Genomic DNA, 14,751 nt, shown 5'->3' with positions numbered 1-14,751 from the left:
TCTTTATTTTTTATCTATTATGCTTTATCACTTTAAAGCCTAAAATAGCCGAAAATTAGGAGGTTGAGGTATGAATAATGCAAGTAACAAGCAGTTGATGCTGGGTAATAAGGCTGTTGCCCGGGGACTGTATGAAGCGGGGGTGTGCTTTGTTTCCAGCTATCCTGGAACTCCCAGCACAGAAATAACGGAAGAAGCAGTTAAATACGATGATATATATTGCGAATGGGCACCAAATGAGAAGGTTGCAATGGAATCTGCCTTTGGTGCATGTCTTGCAGGGCGCCGTTCTTTTTGCGCTCAGAAGCACGTTGGTCTTAACGTTGCTGCAGATCCACTTTACACAATGTCATATACAGGAGTTAACGCAGGTCTCGTGATCGTAGTTGCTGATGATGCAGGTATGCACTCATCCCAGAACGAGCAGGATTCACGTCACCATGCAATTGCTGCCAAGGTTCCTATGCTTGAGCCATCAGATTCTCAGGAAGCTCTTGAGTTTGCTAAGCTTGCCTATGAGCTGTCTGAAAAGTACGACACTCCTGTTCTTCTTAAGATGTGCACACGTGTGGCTCATTCCCAGTCAATCGTGTCTACATCAGACAGAATTGAAGTTAAAAAGAACTATGAAAAAGACATTGCAAAATACGTAATGATGCCAGGGAATGCCAAAAAGCGTCATCCTATCGTAGAAGAAAGAATAAGAAAGCTCATTGAGTACGCAGAGAACTGCCCAATTAACAGAGTTGAAATGGGTGATACTAAGATCGGTATCATCACCTCATCTACATCCTATCAGTATGTGAAGGAGGTCTTTGGCGATAAGGTAAGCGTTCTTAAGCTTGGAATGGTTAATCCTCTTCCAGAAAAGCTAATTAAGGATTTTGCATCAAAGGTAGATAAGCTCTACGTTGTAGAGGAACTTGATCCAATTATCGAAGATCATGTTAAGAAGCTTGGCCTTTCTGTTTCTGGAAAAGACATGCTTCCTATGATCGATGAATTCTCACAGAATCTCCTTTCCAAGGCCTTTGGCAATTCTGTTGAAAAGAGCTATGAGATTGATGCTCAGATTCCTGGAAGACCACCAGTTATGTGTGCTGGCTGTCCTCACAGAGGTCTTTTCTACACTCTTAAAAAGAACAACTGCACCGTTCTTGGAGACATCGGCTGCTATACCCTTGGCGCTGTTCCACCACTTGGAGCAATTGAGATGACTCTTTGTATGGGTGCTTCTATCGGTGCTGTTCACGGCTTTAACAAGGTTCTTGGCAAAGAATCAGAAAGTAAGACCGTAGCAGTAATTGGCGATTCAACCTTCATGCATTCAGGTATGACAGGTCTTGCCAATGTTGCCTACAACCAGTCCAATTCAACTATCGTTATCGTTGATAACTCAATTACAGGTATGACTGGTCATCAGCAGAATCCTACAACTGGTCTTAACATTAAGGGAGACCCAGCCGGCAAGATCGATCTTGAGGCACTTTGCAAGGCAATGGGCTTTACCAATGTACGAGTTGTGGATCCATATAACCTTAAGGAATGCGATGAAGTACTTAACGAGGAGCTTGCAAAGGACGAGCCTTCTGTAATTATCTCAAGACGCCCTTGTGCTCTTCTTAAAAATGTAAAACACAATCCTCCTATTTCAGTTAAAGAGGATAAATGCGTTGGCTGTAAGAGCTGCATGAAGATCGGATGCCCTGCTATTTCTGTAAGAAACAAGAAGGCAACCATCGATGCAACACTTTGTGTTGGATGTAATGTATGTAGTCAGCTCTGCCCTGTAGGCGCACTGTAATTTATCTTTTAGGAGGAAACGCAAATGGAAACTAAGAATATTATGATCGTGGGCGTTGGCGGACAAGGCTCACTTCTTGCAAGTAAAATGTTGGGCTATCTCTTTTTAACAAAAGGGTATGACGTTAAGGTATCAGAGGTTCACGGCATGAGCCAGAGAGGCGGCAGCGTTGTAACCTACGTAAGATTTGGTGATAAGGTCTACTCTCCTGTTATCGATGAGGGCGAAGCTGATTATATCGTATCCTTTGAGCTGTTAGAGGCTGCAAGATGGCTTCCATACCTTAAAAAAGGTGGTGTCATCGTAACTAACACTCAGCAGATCGATCCAATGCCTGTTATTACAGGTGCTGCAGAATATCCGGAGAATCTTGTTAGTAAGTTAAAAGAGTCCGGAGCTAAAGTTGACGCTCTTGACTGCCTTAAGTTTGCCAACGAAGCAGGTTCATCAAAGGCTGTTAACATCGTTCTTCTTGGAAGACTCTCACACTACTTTGACTTATCAGAGGAGGCTTGGATGGAAGCTTTGGAAGCAAACGTTCCTGAAAAGTTCCTTGCCATGAATAAGAAAGCCTTTGAGCTTGGCAAAAACGCCACTGAAGAATAATAATCCTAATATTGGGAAATACATAATAAAACCGGGAGGAAGTTATGGAAAGGTACTACCAGGAAGAAATCGAATGCGCACCCCTTGAAAAAATCAGGGAAATCCAAAGTAAAAAGCTTGTAGAACAGGTTAAGCATGTATGGGATAACGTTCCCTATTATCGTAAAAAGATGGAAGAAAAAGGTGTAACACCTGATGACATCAAGTCAGTTGATGACCTTCATAAGCTCCCATTTTTATCAAAGCAGGATCTTCGCGACTCTTACCCAACCGGACTTCTTGGTGTTCCAATGAAGGACTGTGTAAGAATCCACTCAACTTCTGGAACAACAGGTAAAAGAGTTGTTGCCTTCTACACCCAGGAGGATGTGGATCTTTGGGAGGACTGCTGCGCTAGAGCTATTATGGCAGCAGGCGGCACCAGCGATGATATTCTTCAGGTTGCCTATGGCTATGGTCTCTTTACAGGAGGAGCTGGTCTCCACGGCGGTTCTCATAAGGTAGGATGCCTTACAATTCCAGCCAGCTCAGGAAACACAGACAGACAGATCATGTTCATTAACGATCTTAAAGCCACTTTCCTTTGCTGTACTCCAAGCTATGCAGCATATCTTGGAGAGCGTTTCAAAGAGCTTGGCTATAAGCCTGAGGACATCACTTTAAAGGCTGGTATCTTTGGTGCTGAGGCCTGGAGTGAAGAAATGAGAAGAGATATTCAGAATACTCTTGGAATCAAGGCTTATGATATCTATGGTCTTACAGAGCTCTCCGGTCCTGGTGTTGCCTTTGAGTGTTCTGAGCAGAAAGGTATGCACATCAATGAAGACCACTTTATTGCAGAGATAATCGATCCAGATACTGAAGAGGTTCTGCCTCTTGGAAGTGAGGGCGAACTTGTATTTACAGCCATCGATAAAAAAGCCTTCCCAATGATCCGTTATCGTACAAAGGATATCTGTAAGCTTTCAAGAGAGAAATGCTCCTGTGGAAGAACCCATATCAGAATGGCTAAGCCTATGGGAAGAAGCGATGACATGCTCATCATCAGAGGTGTTAACGTATTCCCAAGCCAGATAGAGACAGTTCTTTTGAACAATGGATATGCTGCCAACTATCAGATTGTTGTAGACAGAGTTAACAATACTGATACACTGGACGTTCAGGTTGAGATGACTCCTGAGATCTTCACTGATAACATCGGTGAAGTTGAGGAAAGACAAAAGAAATTGTCAGATGATCTTAAGTCTATGCTTGGAATCAAGGCTAAGGTTTCTCTCCTTGCACCTAAGTCAATTGCAAGAAGTGAAGGCAAGGCTGTAAGGGTAATTGATAAGAGAAAAATCTGATAGAGACTGGGGATTATGCTAAAATATTAGTATATAATTCTCAAATTTCTAAACCAGTTTCAGACACTAAGTTTGGGAGGATAACTTCATGAGCGTAATGCAAATCTCTGTATTTCTAGAAAATAAACCAGGTACACTTAAGAAAATGACTGAGGTTCTGGCAGCAAGTAAGATCAGCATGCGTGCTACTTCTCTTGCTGAGACCAAGGACTTTGGAATTGCCCGCCTTGTTGTGGACGATGCCATGGAAGCAGTAAATACTCTTAAGGAGCACGACTTTGTAGCGAGCCTTACTCCTGTTCTAGCAGTTGAGATTCCAGATGAGACCGGCGGTCTTGATAAGCTCCTGTCTCACTTCTCAGAGGCTGGCGTAAACATCGAGTACATGTATGCTTTCCCAGGTCGAGGCAACGGTGGTCAGGCTTATATGATCTTCCGTGTTGCTGATACCAAGAACGCTGAGGCTAAGCTTGCAGGTAAGGGCCTTAAGCTCCTTACACAGGAAGAGATTGCTAATATCTAATTAGTCTTTGAGCATTAAATGATTAGAACATAGCAACATAAAGCAATCATCCTGATAGCATAAATGATAAGATATGTTTGTTCATATTTTTCTATTAGGAGGAGTACAATGAAATTCTTTATTGACACAGCCAACATTGAAGAAATTAAAAAAGCTAACGACATGGGTGTTATCTGTGGTGTTACTACAAACCCATCTCTTATCGCTAAGGAAGGCCGCGATGTATACGAAGTAGTTAAAGAAATCGCTTCTATCGTTGATGGACCTATCAGCGGCGAGGTTAAGGCTACAACTCAGGATGCTGAGGGCATGATCGCTGAGGGTAGAGAGATTGCCAAGCTTCATAAGAACATGGTAGTTAAGATTCCTATGACAGTAGAAGGTCTTAAGGCTTGCCACGTACTTGCTAAAGAGGGAATCAAGGTTAACATGACTCTTATCTTCACAGCTAACCAGGCTCTTCTCGCTGCAAGATCAGGCGCTGCATTTGTTAGCCCATTCCTTGGAAGACTTGATGATATCTCAGTTCGTGGAACAGATCTTATCTCAGAGGTTGCTGAGATCTTCAACATCCACAACATCGAGACAGAGATCATCGCTGCTTCTATCCGTCATCCTATGCACGTTACAGACTGCGCTCTTGCAGGTGCTGACATTGCAACAGTTCCTTACAAGGTAATTGAGCAGATGACACATCACCCTCTTACAGATCAGGGTATTGAGAAGTTCGTTAAGGACTATGAGGCTGTATTTGGTAAGTAATTCATAAGATATAGTGATAAGTAAAAGAGCTTATATCATCCAGTTTAATGGTGATATAAGCTCTTTATTATTTTATGTTTAATTGAATAGTTTTTTAATCGATTCCATCTACCAGAACCACTACGCCCTCTGGATATACAAGGAAGAAAATGTTCTTCACTTCAGTTCCAAGAAGTGTCTCATGAAGGTCTTCATAGTTCTTTTCAACAAGGGCTCCTGTAGGCTTAAGAATCCTAATAAGGTCTCCACCAAGAATCTCACTTAATCTGTAATCCATGGATCCAACATAAGAAATCAGGTCTTTTGCATATTTCTTATCCAGTGGAAATGTATTCTTAACTAGTTCAAAAATGTCCTCTGTAACCTCTGTAAGCTCAAAATCAATACTATTAACTCTTCTCTTGGTTACTTCATCATCGTCCCCAGTATAATAGGTGATGATATAGTCCTTGAACTGCTGCTTGATATCACCATTTGGGTCCTTTAAAAACATGTCCTCAAAGTATCCCTTCTTGGTATCGTAAACCATGATCAAGGTATCAAAGATTACTTCATCTACACTTTCTTCCAGAGGATCTAAATCTTCACTTCCAGAGGTATCCCAATGACCTTCCTCGGCATCCTTAAGAACATAGGCTGTGATAAGCTTTTCATAGCTCTTTGTCACATAGAAAGCTATGGTATGAATAATAAATATTGGAACCAGAATGTAGAAGGACAATATCAGCTGTTCTTCTGTTATTCCCAAATCGTCATAGGTAAAAGATATAAATAGATATCCAAGAAAAACAATAAATGAAAGAATCTTGAATACTATAGCGAGGATGCTATATTTTCTTTCTATAAAGACATCATAGTAATCCTCTGTAATCAGATAGTTAAGTCCAAAAGATCCGCCATTTGATACTCTTAGCTTAAATCTGTTTGTATACTCAGTATTGTCTATCTCTACATTATTGAGCTTAGGAAATGACGGCTTCTTAACATTAAGATATTCAAAGGCATCCATGTACTCGCCAGCTCTTAATTTAGTATTAAATGTTGGAACAACATCATCTACCTTTTCACTAGGTTTGGAATTAGCTATATAGTGCTTAATCCATACAAATGGGGCAACTATAGTTGCGACGACTAAAGCAACAAGGCTTATAGCCAAGGCCACCATCACATATTCACCGCCATATTGGTAGTAAGTGGTTCCTAATAATCCATAAATAAATGCAAGTAAGATCAGCCCATACACTGATGATAAAAATGGTAACTTCTTTGGTCTGTCAACTTTAAACTTAACTAACTTCATTGATACTTCCTGCTTATAAATAAATTCCGAATAACACTCTACACCAGATGGTAGAACTAATCAATCAAATTTTCCCGTCCCCACGAATCTTAGTAATTATAATTGTATGAATACATCATATTTCTTTTTCTATTCTTGTTGTCTTCTGCCATGCATAAAAAGATAATCACTATGCCCGCAAAATTGATAAAACAACACCCCACAGATAAAAACATATTTAAAAGAAGTCTCTCAGGGCTATCCAAAGAATAATCATTGGTGTAAGGATCAAAATAAACTGTATCAAGATCAGCATTAGGGCTATACCTACTATCCTCTACATCATAGCTGTATTTCCTGCCCTCGTACTCCCAATTAACTGTGTAATCATATCTAATAGATATATATCTGCTGCGGGCCCTCGTATGCGAATCCACATCCGATACATACCCATCTGCCACAACATAATCCTCAACAGCCTCTGCCTTTTTACCATACTCATAAACATTCTCAAAACTTACAAACATGAAAAGAGCTACAATAAGAAGCGCATATATTGTCTTTCTAAGACTTCTCTGTTCGTGGTTCTTATCCCTCCAAAAGATATTAAATAGGATAAGTATCGCACTCCATACAAAAGCCCAATAGATCTTATTCTCAATAAAATAGATAGTCAAAAGATTAGCTATGGCTACTACAATATTCACGACTTTTCTAACTATATCTGTGTTACTCATACATTATCTCCTTAAAATGTCCTTTCATAGATATACACAGATAAAGTATGGATTATGTTGCACCGACAAGATAATTCCTACAAAACACAAGTTGCCAGGATAAAAATATACTATTTTTATCCTGGCAACTGTCCTGTCCGAATTAAACTTCCGGTACTACAATCACTTTCCTAGCTTCTTGTATAAATCCTTCATAACAAACCTGTAGAGGATGTAGGAGAAAACTCCAGTTAGTAGCCAAGCGAGAGCGTCGCCGGCAACGGCCAGAGGATAGCTCTTTATGGCCATGGATACGAAGGCCGTGATGAGCCTAGCAAGTAGCTCCATTCCACCGAGGGCCAGAGCTGTTACTCCGTAGCCACAGGCCTGCATTGCATTTCTGTAAATGAAGATCATGGCCAGCGGTATGAAGAAGAATACGCATTCGTGCACGTAAGTTCTTGCATATGGCATGTAAACACTGATATCAACGTTGGCATCAAAGAAGAATTTGATGATTATAGGCAGTAGTCCAAGGCTTAGGATTGCATTAACTATAGAGTAAACAATAGCTATCTTCATGGCATCCCTTGTGCCCTGATGAACACGATCAAGATCTCCATAACCGTAGTTCTGTCCGCAATAAGCTGCAATAGTCTGTCCAAGAGAAGGCATTCCGGCAGTCATAAGATTAATGACCTTACCTGCAGCAGTAAATCCAGTAAGGGCAACTGACTTGTAGATATTGATAGACGCCTGCATAACCATGGTTCCAGAAGCAGTAATTCCAAACTGAAGTGCCATTGGAATACCGATTCTTAATTGCTTACCTGAATACTCTTTATTCAGGTGGAAATCACTAAGCTTAGGACGAAGCACATCAACATTTTTAATGATGTATCCCATACACAGTATAGCAGATAACCCTTGGGATATGTCTGTTGCAAGGGCTGCTCCAAAGGTTCCCAAATGGAAAAGAACTATGAAAACAAGGTCCAGAGCGATATTCATAAAGGCTGAGAAAATAAGGAAGTACAAAGGTGTCCTACTGTTACCAATAGCACGAAGTGATGCCGCCAAAAGGTTGTAGCCAATAAGGGCAATACTTCCTGCACAGATTGTAGTGATATAAGCATAGGCATCAGCATAGATGTCTTCAGGGGTATTCATGAGCTTAAGAAGAGGATTCATCAGCACTATAAAGATAGCCGTAATGATGGCAGTACTAATAAGGCCAAGAAGGATTGCATTAACAAAGGCTCCTCTTGTACCCTCTTTATCTCCGGCTCCGAATTTCTGACTGATTAGAACTGTATATCCAGTGGTCATACCGTTTGCTAGGCCCATTACAAGGAACATAACCGTTCCTGTGGATCCAACTGCCGCAAGAGCCTGTGGGCTTACAAAACGACCAACAATAACAGTATCAACCATGTTATAAAATTGCTGGAAAATAAATCCCAGGAAAATTGGGATAATGAACTTAAGCAGAAGTGTAAGTGGACGACCCTCAGTCATCTTAGAATTCATTTTCATAATATTCTCCTTGCTCCAAACTAGTGAAGCAAGCTAATTATATCATCAGTAATTCCCAATAGTAATACTGTAATTTATTAAAGTTTTGTGTAAGTCACTGGGGGACGGTTCTAATTGACTCCAAAAGGAGTCAATTAGAACCGTCCCCAGTGACTTGAACCGTCCCCAGTGACTTACTTCTCAGACTTCCGCAAATTGTGAGAACAAAATAGAAATATCTGCGTAGAGATTTTTATGGGAAAAATGTAGTATTTATGTGGGGTTACAATTAAATATTTTAGTCTGCTAATGTCAGACACAACTTTTGGGAGGTAGGTATGAAACAACTAATCTATTCAGTCTACATTATTCTGCCAATCATTCTTTTATGGGGAGCCAAGTATGCTGGAAAGGGCAAGTTTAATGACAGCCTTTCCCTTGAGCAGACCAAGGCATTTCAAGGATTTTTGGCAATCTGTATTATGCTCCATCACATTGGTCAGAAGACCGCTGCATCATGGATTCAGCCACAGAGCCGAATTGTACACGGTCTTGATTTCTTTGTTCCAATTGGTTACATCCTGGTGGCAGTATTCCTTTTCTTTAATGGCTATGGAGTTTATAAGAGCTTCCACACCAAGGACAACTACTTAAAGGGTTATTTTACAAGAAGAATCCTTCCTGTTATTTTAGCTCTTTATTCAACAACACTTATCTTCTTCATCGCAAGACTTCTTGTTGGTGAAAAGATTGATGGACAGCAGGCTTTCTATTATCTTACAAGCCTTAAGCTCTGCAATCCTAATACCTGGTATGTAATCGTTCTTCCATTCTTCTATCTGGCTTTCTATCTGTCATTTAGATTCATCAAGAACGATCACCTGGCTGTTATTGCTACTACAGCTTTTGTTGTAGCTTACATGCTCTTTGGAACAACAGTTAACCATAACAATTTCTGGATCAGAGGAGAATGGTGGTACAACTGCGTACACCTTTTCCCAATAGGTATTATCTTTGCTAAGTACGAGGACAAGATTGTTCCTCACCTTCAGAAATACTTCTGGGTATACCTTATCCTTGCACTTGTTCTTCTCCATCCACTTAATATGCTTCAGGAAATCTGGTGCAATATCTATGGATACTACGGAGAGAACTGGGGAGCTCCAGATACAATCTTTAGAAGACGTATGAGTCTTCTTGGACAGGTATTCTATACTACAGATTTCGTATTCTGCTGCATCCTTCTTGGCATGAAGGTCAAGATTGGCAATAAGTTCCTTAAGTTCATGGGCACTATAACCCTTGAGTTCTATCTCATCCATGGACTTTTCGTAGAGCTCTTCGGATGGCAGTTCGATGGCGGCGTTAAGTCACCTCACCACATTAAGTACGTTATCGTTTATGTACTTGTTGTATTTGCTCTTGGTCTTCCATCAGCAATCCTTCTTAAGAAGTTCCATGGTCTTATCCTTGGACTCTTTAACAAAAAGAAAACAGACAAGCCTCTTGAAGCAAAGAAAGAAGCTAAGTCAGCCTGATAAAACCAAAGCAAAAAGAAAGTGGGTAATCCGTTATGGACTACCCACTATTTTAATCTGATTTATTCGCAATCAATTGTAAAAAGAGCTATCACTTAATCTTAGAAAGGCCATCAAACAGCGCCTGTGTATTATCCTCTCCATAGTTGGCAATTGTGATATGGATTGCATATCCATCCTTAAAGAAGGCTATCTGCTTTTCATAGAATCCAAATCCGCCAATCTTTCCTTCCACATACATTACATCATTAGTTGTTCCAAGAGCTTTCTTCTGTTCAATGCCGGCATTGATATCAATAAATCCGCTATCCTCAAGAATTGGAACTATCTCTTCAATAGCAGCATCCATAGCTTCTTTAACTGTTACAGAGCTATTGGCATTCTTGGATAAAACAATGTTTATCGAATTAAGTCCTGTGGAATCAGAAGCGAAGGCATAGGTAACAACCTCACCATTTTCAATGGAAGCAATTGTACCCTCGTTATCTTTAATCTCTGCCAAAGTTCTTCCAGCAATCTGAGTAAGCTGTTCGTCACTTACAAATTCATATCCATCAGGAAGTGTCAGCTTAAAACCAAAGAATTCGTTCTCATATACATTGTCTGTAATAGCACCAGTTGAATAACCTGCAGCTCTTACAGCAAAGGCAGGAATGCAGGATAAAAGAACTACTGAAAGGATAAGTGTTAAAGAGCGCTTAAACATAGTTTTCATAAATTTATGCCTCCTTCCACGGAAAAACATCTTCGTACTCTATTATTGTCCGTTTCTTTAGACCAAATTTCAATAAACTAAGAATAAAAAATAAGTAAACTATAATTTGATAATATCATCACCACAGTAATTACTCAATAATGCTTATCTTTTTAAGAAAACCTGTCACATATTCTACGTAATCCTCAGGAGCTGTAAGCATAGACATTGCATGCTCTGCACCAGGGATGATGTGTACTTCGCTATATCCCTTAGTTCTTTGTGCCATATCCTCTGAGTTCTTAGGAACAATAAGGGTATCCTCTGCTCCATGGATAAAGAGAATCGGAACCTCATTATCATCTAATGAATCAATAGGTCTCATCTCACCAAGAACATAATGGTATCTGATCTTACCGGTAAAATTGGCCACATCGTAAAGCCATGTTGGTAAATGAAGGTTTTTATATCCATTTCTAAGAACGTTCTCAATATCAGAAAAACCGCAATCGCAAACTGCAAAATCAACCTGGGGCTTATATTTAAGGGATGTAATTGTGGTAGCTGAACCAAGGGATTCCCCGTGAAGGCCAAGAACTGTAATGTCACTATATCGCTCTCTGGTATCATCAATAACACAGATAAGATCCTTAGCTTCCCTGATTCCATAGGTGGTAAATGTAGGCTCATTCTCACCATGACCTCTAAGGTCATAGATCACACAGTTAAAGCCAAGGTCTAAATACATCTTAACGTATTTAAGAGTTCCAATATGGTTATCAGTATAGCCATGGGTCAGGATCATATACTTGGTTGTAGGATTAGGATTCTTTAAAAACTGTACGTGAAGCTCATAGTCTTCAAAGCCCTTAACTATATAATCCGTCTTATCAAGTTCGTTATAGTAAGAGGCATCATAATGCTCCATCTGCCAGTTGTAGGCTTCTTCCAGGGTCTGCCTATTTCCTGTCATAATAAACTTAGGAAGCCAAAATGCGATATAAATGCAGATTACTAGCAATATACAAAGAATAATAATCAGAATCTTCATAAGTTTCTTCACTCCATTCCTCCGCATAGTCATTCCCTGTTTCCAAGTTCCCTCTCAAGGCTTATCCACTCAAGAAGAGTTAATGGCGTATAGTCGGATTTCATGCAAAAGCAGTTGATCATATTGCAGGGAATCTGGCCCTCATGCTCACTTCCAATTGGCACATAGGGTGTTTCCTGGATCATATTGATGATGCGTTTCATAAGAGCCTCATCCCTTGTCTCATGAACATGACCATAAAGCATAAATGCCTTGGGATCGCCATTGTGCCTCTTTCTATACTGTCCCTCATAGAATGGAATCGGATAATGGCAGCAAACAACCTTTTTCTGGGAATCAGTGATCTCCCTGTAATTATCAATCCATTCAAATCTGTCTAAATCAAGCCCTGGCTTATCAACGAACTTGTCGTGATTACCCTTTATCAGGCATAGCTTTCCATTAAGTCTATGAATGAGTTCATTGGTCTCATCTACATTACCAAGGGACAGATCACCAAGAACCACTACTGTGTCAGCCTTTGTGACCTTACTATTCCACTTTTCGATCATGTACTCATTCATTTCCTCAGCGCTGCCAAAGCCTCTTTTATCCATCTTGTCATTAAGGGCGCCGTGATAGAAATGACAGTCCGCAATGTAATAAATCAATAATTGTTCCTCGTTTCATTATTGTGAAAAGAGCTATTTAAGGTCTCCACCATCATCGTGCAAAAGAAGCGATGTATCCTGATCGGCAGCAGCTGTGGCCAGCTGATCGCACCTTTCATTCTCCGCATGTCCTGCGTGACCCTTAACCCAGTTCCACTTGATCTTATGGGGCTCTGCAGCGGCCATAAGTCTCTTCCAAAGCTCCACATTCTTAACAGGCTGCTTATTAGCAGTCTTCCAACCACGCTTGATCCAGTTATCCAGCCAGTGCTCATTGAAAGCACTGATCACATACTTGGAATCTGATGTGAACACCACATCACATGGACGGTTCAAGGCTTCCAGTGCCACTATGGCTCCAAGAAGTTCCATTCTGTTATTTGTTGTTTTGTCATAGCCTGCAGACAGCTCTTTTTCATGAACCTCTCCCTTGGCATCTGTATATCTAAGAACTGCACCGTAGCCACCAGGTCCGTCTGGGTTACCGCGGGCAGAACCATCTGTAAAAATCTCTACTAACATATCTTGTCCTTATTCATTATAGAGTCTGTGTTTATTTCCAGCTACCTGATTCAAGGAAGCGATCAGCCATGTGCTGAGCCTTATCAACGATATCCTTGTCATAGCCAAGAGCTCCAAGAAGCTTAATGGCATTTCTATTGGTGGCTGGGCCATCCTTCATAACGTAGTCAAAGTGAACGTCGTTGTCAGATACATTTCCCTCAAAGTGATAAAGCTGATACTGCTCCTTAAGAAGCTGAGTAAGCTCAATATCGTGGGTTGCAGCAAAGCACTTGATCTTACTGTCAGCAAACACCTTAAGAATCTGGGTTGAAGCTGCAATTCGCTCAATTGTATTGGTTCCGCGAAGTACCTCATCCACAAAGCAAAGTACCTTGCAGCCCTTCTCTCTTGCTGCATCCAGAATTCTCTTAATGGACTTGATCTCTACGATGTAATAGCTATCGCCCTCAAAGAGGTTGTCAGTAAGGGCCATTGAGGAATAGATCCTATACATTGGAGCCTTGTACTGGTCTGCTAAAGCTGTATGTGTGGACTGAGCAAGAAGTGCGTTAACTCCGCAGGTCTTAAGGAATGTGGATTTACCAGATGCATTAGATCCTGTTAAAAGAACTCCCTTATCAGCCACAATACTGTTGGCTACCGGATCAGCTATAAGTGGGTGAATCAGCTCTTTTGCCACATAGGAATCTCCTGCAAATTCAGGAATGCAGAAATGATCCCTGTAGGACTCTCTAAAGCAGGCAATTGAGATCTCAGCCTCAAGCTTACCTGTAATAGTGATGATCTCATCTATGGCGTCCTTATTGTCCCTGATTTCCTTGAACATCTGATTGAACTTGATAATATCAAGGTGAAGAGCCATTCTAAGGTAGTCAACAATAGCCTCAATCGGGTTCCCGCCAGAGTTCATTCTGGTTGGAGACATGAGAATGTAGGATCCAAAGTTAAAGGCTGTAAGCTTCTTCTGAGCTGCTATAAGCTGATCAACGTCATCTCTTATTTCTTTATAATCCAGCTTTTTAAACTCATCTACAGAGTTGTATACGTTCATTATGTAGCCGTAGGTTGCAATAAATGGCTCAATATCGCCCTTAACCTTAAAGTATGACAGGATATTGATTGCCATAAGTCCTATAAGAACGCAGAAACCCAAGGTGAAATTATAAAAGCAAAGGCCTATAGATGCTGCCATAAGAACCAGCATTAAATAGTGCTTCTTGTTGCTGTAATTATCGTATTTATCAAGCTGATCAAGATAATCATAGATTGAATAACGGATGCGGCGTCCGATAGTTCCGTAGATAAGCTGAATCTTTCTTCTGGCTTCGTGATCATGCCTGAAGAACTCAATGTGGGACTCAAGCTCATCAAAGTCATCCTCCTGCCTTGGAGTTCTTAACATGTAATAAAGATACTCCTCACCGCTGGCGGAAAGGCAATAATTCATGCGGGCAAATACACCGTCCATGTTAAGGTCATTCCAGGTTGTATCATCAATCTGAAATCCATCTCTGTGTCTTAGGAAATAACCAGGGATGTGGTCAAAATCATCCTCTTTGTATTTCCTGTTTGGTGCATCTCCAAAGTCCTTTATAAGCTTTTTAAGAAGGAGTTTTCTTGCATTTCTCTGGTCTCGAAGCCCTAAAAGAAATGCTATAAAGCTAACTCCTACAAGTGCTGCTAAAAAAATGATTGCTTCCATATTAACTAGTATTTCCTTTTCTGTCTTTTTGAGCCACTAC

Annotated in this window: 14 protein-coding genes; 6 read left to right on the top strand and 8 right to left on the bottom strand. The window is 40.6% G+C overall.

From position 1 onward, the window contains the following. Nucleotides 1-70: 70 nt before the first annotated feature. The 5 genes from iorA to fsa all read left to right on the top strand — a co-directional run bounded on the left by iorA (nucleotide 71) and on the right by fsa (nucleotide 5,041). Nucleotides 71-1,804: an indolepyruvate ferredoxin oxidoreductase subunit alpha gene (gene iorA, locus T541_RS0102310; protein ID WP_026651165.1), complete on the top strand. Its 1,734-nt coding sequence runs from the start codon at nucleotides 71-73 to the stop codon at nucleotides 1,802-1,804. Between the two features lie 24 nt (nucleotides 1,805-1,828). Then, nucleotides 1,829-2,410: an indolepyruvate oxidoreductase subunit beta gene (locus T541_RS0102305; protein ID WP_026651164.1), complete on the top strand. Its 582-nt coding sequence runs from the start codon at nucleotides 1,829-1,831 to the stop codon at nucleotides 2,408-2,410. Nucleotides 2,411-2,454: 44 nt separating this feature from the next. Further along, nucleotides 2,455-3,756 carry a phenylacetate--CoA ligase family protein gene (locus T541_RS0102300; RefSeq protein WP_026651163.1) on the top strand — a complete coding sequence of 434 codons (1,302 nt, stop codon included), beginning with the start codon at nucleotides 2,455-2,457 and terminating at the stop codon, nucleotides 3,754-3,756. An 88-nt stretch (nucleotides 3,757-3,844) separates the two neighbouring features. After that, entirely contained in the window at nucleotides 3,845-4,279 is a 435-nt protein-coding gene (locus tag T541_RS0102295) for an acetolactate synthase (protein WP_026651162.1), read from the top strand. A gap of 108 nt (nucleotides 4,280-4,387) precedes the next feature. Then, nucleotides 4,388-5,041 carry a fructose-6-phosphate aldolase gene (fsa, locus tag T541_RS0102290; protein ID WP_026651161.1) on the top strand — a complete coding sequence of 218 codons (654 nt, stop codon included), beginning with the start codon at nucleotides 4,388-4,390 and terminating at the stop codon, nucleotides 5,039-5,041. Between the two features lie 94 nt (nucleotides 5,042-5,135). Here fsa and T541_RS0102285 read toward each other — a convergent pair whose 3' ends face one another. The 3 genes from T541_RS0102285 to T541_RS0102275 form a co-directional block, all read right to left on the bottom strand. Next, nucleotides 5,136-6,341: a hypothetical protein gene (locus T541_RS0102285; RefSeq protein WP_026651160.1), complete on the bottom strand. Its 1,206-nt coding sequence runs from the start codon at nucleotides 6,339-6,341 to the stop codon at nucleotides 5,136-5,138. Nucleotides 6,342-6,430: 89 nt separating this feature from the next. Continuing rightward, complete coding sequence (locus T541_RS0102280; RefSeq protein ID WP_026651159.1) at nucleotides 6,431-7,057, bottom strand: hypothetical protein; 627 nt, start codon at nucleotides 7,055-7,057, stop codon at nucleotides 6,431-6,433. Nucleotides 7,058-7,219: 162 nt separating this feature from the next. Then, nucleotides 7,220-8,572 carry an MATE family efflux transporter gene (locus T541_RS0102275; protein ID WP_242840739.1) on the bottom strand — a complete coding sequence of 451 codons (1,353 nt, stop codon included), beginning with the start codon at nucleotides 8,570-8,572 and terminating at the stop codon, nucleotides 7,220-7,222. A 317-nt stretch (nucleotides 8,573-8,889) separates the two neighbouring features. On the opposite strand from T541_RS0102275, the gene T541_RS0102270 reads away from it, so the two are divergent. After that, nucleotides 8,890-10,089, top strand: a complete 1,200-nt coding sequence (locus tag T541_RS0102270; RefSeq protein ID WP_026651157.1) for an acyltransferase family protein — start codon at nucleotides 8,890-8,892, stop codon at nucleotides 10,087-10,089. A gap of 91 nt (nucleotides 10,090-10,180) precedes the next feature. On the opposite strand, the gene T541_RS0102265 is transcribed toward T541_RS0102270, so the two are convergent. The 5 genes from T541_RS0102265 to T541_RS0102245 form a co-directional block, all read right to left on the bottom strand. Continuing rightward, on the bottom strand, nucleotides 10,181-10,804 hold the full coding sequence (locus tag T541_RS0102265) for a hypothetical protein (protein WP_026651156.1): 624 nt from the start codon (nucleotides 10,802-10,804) through the stop codon (nucleotides 10,181-10,183). Nucleotides 10,805-10,934: 130 nt separating this feature from the next. Then, a complete protein-coding gene (locus T541_RS0102260) occupies nucleotides 10,935-11,846 on the bottom strand; it encodes an alpha/beta hydrolase (protein ID WP_026651155.1) in 912 nt (303 codons plus the stop codon). A 17-nt stretch (nucleotides 11,847-11,863) separates the two neighbouring features. Then, a complete protein-coding gene (locus tag T541_RS0102255) occupies nucleotides 11,864-12,484 on the bottom strand; it encodes a metallophosphoesterase family protein (RefSeq protein ID WP_026651154.1) in 621 nt (206 codons plus the stop codon). A 33-nt stretch (nucleotides 12,485-12,517) separates the two neighbouring features. Beyond that, on the bottom strand, nucleotides 12,518-13,006 hold the full coding sequence (rnhA, locus tag T541_RS0102250) for a ribonuclease HI (RefSeq protein ID WP_026651153.1): 489 nt from the start codon (nucleotides 13,004-13,006) through the stop codon (nucleotides 12,518-12,520). A 31-nt stretch (nucleotides 13,007-13,037) separates the two neighbouring features. Then, nucleotides 13,038-14,711 (bottom strand): MutS-related protein, encoded by a 1,674-nt coding sequence (locus T541_RS0102245; RefSeq protein WP_026651152.1) that lies wholly within the window; start codon nucleotides 14,709-14,711, stop codon nucleotides 13,038-13,040. Nucleotides 14,712-14,751: the final 40 nt, after the last annotated feature.

This window comes from Butyrivibrio proteoclasticus P6B7, from assembly GCF_000622085.1.
Classification (GTDB): domain Bacteria; phylum Bacillota; class Clostridia; order Lachnospirales; family Lachnospiraceae; genus Butyrivibrio; species Butyrivibrio proteoclasticus_A.
The sequence above is the reverse complement of the archived record's forward strand: the minus strand, read 5'-3'. Positions and strand labels throughout refer to the sequence as shown.

Coding starts and splice junctions, on each gene's coding strand:
- T541_RS0102305 (WP_026651164.1), top strand. CDS start 1,829: ATGGAAACTAAGAATATTATGATCGTGGGCGTTGGCGGACAAGGCTCA.
- T541_RS0102295 (WP_026651162.1), top strand. CDS start 3,845: ATGAGCGTAATGCAAATCTCTGTATTTCTAGAAAATAAACCAGGTACA.
- T541_RS0102285 (WP_026651160.1), bottom strand. CDS start 6,341: ATGAAGTTAGTTAAGTTTAAAGTTGACAGACCAAAGAAGTTACCATTT.
- rnhA (WP_026651153.1), bottom strand. CDS start 13,006: ATGTTAGTAGAGATTTTTACAGATGGTTCTGCCCGCGGTAACCCAGAC.
- iorA (WP_026651165.1), top strand. CDS start 71: ATGAATAATGCAAGTAACAAGCAGTTGATGCTGGGTAATAAGGCTGTT.
- T541_RS0102275 (WP_242840739.1), bottom strand. CDS start 8,572: ATGAAAATGAATTCTAAGATGACTGAGGGTCGTCCACTTACACTTCTG.
- T541_RS0102300 (WP_026651163.1), top strand. CDS start 2,455: ATGGAAAGGTACTACCAGGAAGAAATCGAATGCGCACCCCTTGAAAAA.
- T541_RS0102265 (WP_026651156.1), bottom strand. CDS start 10,804: ATGAAAACTATGTTTAAGCGCTCTTTAACACTTATCCTTTCAGTAGTT.
- fsa (WP_026651161.1), top strand. CDS start 4,388: ATGAAATTCTTTATTGACACAGCCAACATTGAAGAAATTAAAAAAGCT.
- T541_RS0102245 (WP_026651152.1), bottom strand. CDS start 14,711: ATGGAAGCAATCATTTTTTTAGCAGCACTTGTAGGAGTTAGCTTTATA.
- T541_RS0102270 (WP_026651157.1), top strand. CDS start 8,890: ATGAAACAACTAATCTATTCAGTCTACATTATTCTGCCAATCATTCTT.
- T541_RS0102280 (WP_026651159.1), bottom strand. CDS start 7,057: ATGAGTAACACAGATATAGTTAGAAAAGTCGTGAATATTGTAGTAGCC.